This window comes from Micromonospora sp. KC721 (genome assembly GCF_004348355.1).
GTDB lineage: Bacteria > Actinomycetota > Actinomycetes > Mycobacteriales > Micromonosporaceae > Micromonospora.
Window position 1 is genome coordinate 1 of sequence record NZ_SMJY01000333.1, and the last position, 3,326, is coordinate 3,326.

A 3,326-nucleotide genomic window follows, 5' to 3' on the forward strand; every position below is an offset into this window, starting at 1 on the left:
GGCGAGGACCGGATCACCGCGCTGCGGGCCGTGGTGGAGGTGCTGGCGCTGCTGGACGGGCTACCACCGGTCGCGGTGCTGCGTCCGCCGCCGGGTGGCGCCGCGCCGGCCGCGACCCGGCACGCCGCGGCCGGACGCAGCGGCTCCCCGCTACTCGACCGGGTCCGCGCACTGTTGGCCAAGGCGGAGTCCACCACCTTTCCGGCCGAGGCGGAGGCACTGACCGGGAAGGCGCAGGAACTCATCGCCCGGCACAGCCTGGACCGGGCGCTGGTCGAGGCGACCGCCGAGCGCGCCGACCGGCCGGGCGGGGTGCGGTTGGGCACCGAGGCCCCGTACGCGGGCGCGAAGGCGCTGCTGGTGCAGGAGGTGGCGGCCGCGAACCGGTGCGAGTCGGTCTGGTCCGACGACCTCGGGTTCGCGACCGTGCTGGGTTTCCCGGCCGACCTGGCGGCGGTGGAACTGCTCTACACCTCGCTGCTGGTGCAGGCGACCGCCGCGATGCTGCGCGGGCGCGGGGAGCGCCGGGGCGCGAGTCGCCGGACGAAGGCGTACGACGAGTCGTTCCTGCACGCGTTCGCGCTACGGATCGGTGAACGGCTGCGGGCGGCCACCGAGGCGGCCGACCGGCAGGCCGCCGAGGTCGCCGGCCCGGAACGGCTGTTGCCGGTGCTGGCCGCCCGCTCAGACGCGGTCCGCGAACGGATGACGGCCCTGTTTCCCGGGGTGACTCGCTCCCGGCTGACGGTCCGGGACGCCGAGGGCTGGGACTCGGGCACCTCCGCCGCCGACCGGGCACGGCTCGACACCGGCACGCCGGGGCGCCCGCTGCCCCGCGGCCACTGAGCGCGCTTTACCCAACGGACGGGAAGGGGCCGGCGCACCGGCCCCTTCCCGTCGCCGATAGGACGATCCGCAGGTTGCGGCCGGACATACGACACGCCGGGTCGACCAGCGGGTCGACCCGGCGTGTGAGATGTCCGTCAGCTCTTGAACGCGTCCTTGACCTTCTCCACCGCCTGCTTGAGCTTGGCGCCGGTCTGCTCGGTGCGGCCCTCGGCCTCGAGGCGCTCGTTGTCGGTGGCCCGACCGACGCCCTCCTTGATCTTGCCGGTGGTGTTCTCGGTGGCGTTGCCGACCTTCTCGTCGAACCCCATGGGAGCCTCCTGATAGTTCTTTCTGCGACATCGGCGAAATACCCCTGTCGTCCGGTTCGGAAACCGACCGCCCCCCATCGACGACCACGGAACGTGACCGATTGCACGCCGGCTCCGTCACCGTCGATGCCCCGCCCCCGGGTCGACGGCACGAAGCGTCATCCTCCGGCGACCGGACGGAACCGCCGCAGTCGCAGGCTGTTGGCGACCACGAACACCGACGAGAAGGCCATCGCGGCCCCGGCGACCATCGGGTTGAGCAGCCCGGCGGCGGCCAGCGGCAGGGCGGCCACGTTGTAGGCGAAGGCCCAGAACAGGTTGCCCCTGATGGTGGCCAGCGTCCGGCGGGACAGCCGGATCGCGTCCACCGCCGTGGTCAGGTCGCCGCGGACCAGGGTCAGATCGGACGCCTCGATCGCCACGTCGGTGCCGGTGCCCATGGCCAGCCCCAGGTCGGCCTGGGCCAGCGCGGCGGCGTCGTTGACTCCGTCGCCGACCATGGCGACCGTCTTCCCCTCGGCCTGGAGGCGCTTGACCACCTCGACCTTGTCGACGGGCAGCACCTCGGCGATCACCTCGTCGATGCCGACCTCGGCCGCCACCGCCCGCGCGACCGTGGCGTTGTCGCCGGTGAGCAGGACCGGGGTCAGCCCGAGGGCGCGCAGCCCGTCGACCGCCACCCGGCTGGTCGGCTTGACCGCGTCGGCGACCACGAGGACACCCCGCGCCCGACCGTCCCAGCCGGCCAGCACCGCCGTCCGGCCGGCGACCTCCGCGTCGGTCGCCGCCCGCGACACCTCCTCCGGTACGTCCAGACCCCGCTCGCGCAGCAGCCGGAGCCGACCGACGGTCACCTCGTGGCCCGCCACCGTGCCGGTCACGCCGAGCCCTTCGGCGTTGGCGAAACCGGTGACCGGGGGTAGCGCCCCGGCCTCGGCGGCGCCGGTGGCGACGGCCCGGGCGATCGGGTGCTCGGAGCCGGCCTCCAACGCCCCGGCGAACCGGAGCAGTTCGGCGCGGTCGACTCCGGCGGCGGGGAGCACGTCGACCAGGGTCATCCGCCCGGTGGTGACCGTGCCGGTCTTGTCCAGCACGACGGTGTCGACCTGGCGGGTGGACTCCAGCACCTCCGGCCCCTTGATCAGGATGCCGAGCTGCGCGCCCCGCCCGGTGCCGACCAGCAGCGCCGTTGGTGTGGCCAGCCCCAGGGCGCACGGGCAGGCGATGATCAGGACGGCCACCGCGGCGGTGAAGGCGGCGCCCGGCCCCGACCCGGTGCCGAGCCACCAGCCGAGGGTGCCGGCGGCGAGGGTGATCACGATCGGTACGAACACCCCGGAGATCCGGTCGGCGAGTCGCTGCACGGCCGCCTTGCCGGTCTGCGCCTGCTCGACCAGCTGCGCCATCTGGGCGAGCTGGGTGTCCGCGCCGACCCGGGTGGCGGTGACCACCAGCCGGCCGCCCGCGTTGATCGTCGCGCCGACCACGGCGTCACCGGGTGCGACCTCGACCGGCACGGACTCCCCGGTGAGCATGCTGGCGTCCACGGCGGAGGTGCCCTCGTCGACCACGCCGTCGGTGGCGATCTTCTCGCCGGGGCGGACCACGAACCGGTCCCCCACCGCGAGCTGGTCGACCGGGATCCGGATCTCCCGGCCCTCGCGCAGCACCGCCACGTCCTTGGCGCCCAACTCCAGCAGGGCACGCAGGGCCGCGCCGGCGGTCCGCTTGGCGCGGGCCTCGAAGTAGCGGCCGGCGAGGATGAACGTGGTCACCCCGGCGGCGACCTCCAGGTAGATGCTGCCGGTACCGCCGCCGCGAGTGATGTCGAGGCTGAACGGATGGGTCATCCCGGGTGTTCCGGCGTCGCCGAGGAACAGCGCCCAGACCGACCAGCCGAACGCCGCGACGGTGCCGAGCGAGACCAGGGTGTCCATGGTGGCCGCGCCGTGCCGCAGGTTGACCAGCGCGGCCCGGTGGAACGGCAGGCCGCCGTAGCCGACCACCGGGGCGGCGAGGGTGAGCGACAGCCACTGCCAGTAGGTGAACTGCCAGGACGGCACCATCGCCAGCACGATCACCGGCACGGTGAGCGCCGCCGACACCCACAGCCGGGTACGCAGCACGCGCAGCTCGTCCACCGGCTCGGCGACCGGACCGGCCGCGCCC

At 74.2% G+C, this 3,326-nt stretch carries 3 protein-coding genes; 1 reads left to right on the plus strand and 2 read right to left on the minus strand.

What is annotated here, in order from left to right; translation table 11 throughout:
* A partial coding sequence (locus tag E1182_RS29895; RefSeq protein WP_132271075.1) for a DUF2786 domain-containing protein occupies positions 1-846 on the plus strand: 846 nt, incomplete at its 5' end.
* A gap of 137 nt (positions 847-983) precedes the next feature.
* Here the strand turns inward: E1182_RS29895 and E1182_RS29900 are convergent.
* On the minus strand, positions 984-1,157 hold the full coding sequence (locus E1182_RS29900; RefSeq protein ID WP_132271077.1) for a CsbD family protein: 174 nt from the start codon (positions 1,155-1,157) through the stop codon (positions 984-986).
* A gap of 158 nt (positions 1,158-1,315) precedes the next feature.
* Positions 1,316-3,326: copper-translocating P-type ATPase (locus tag E1182_RS29905; RefSeq protein ID WP_132271078.1), on the minus strand; the 2,011-nt coding region annotated here is incomplete at its 5' end.

What these genes read in the sequence shown, in the direction of transcription:
- E1182_RS29900 (WP_132271077.1), bottom strand. Translation starts at nt 1,157, where the DNA reads ATGGGGTTCGACGAGAAGGTCGGCAACGCCACCGAGAACACCACCGGC.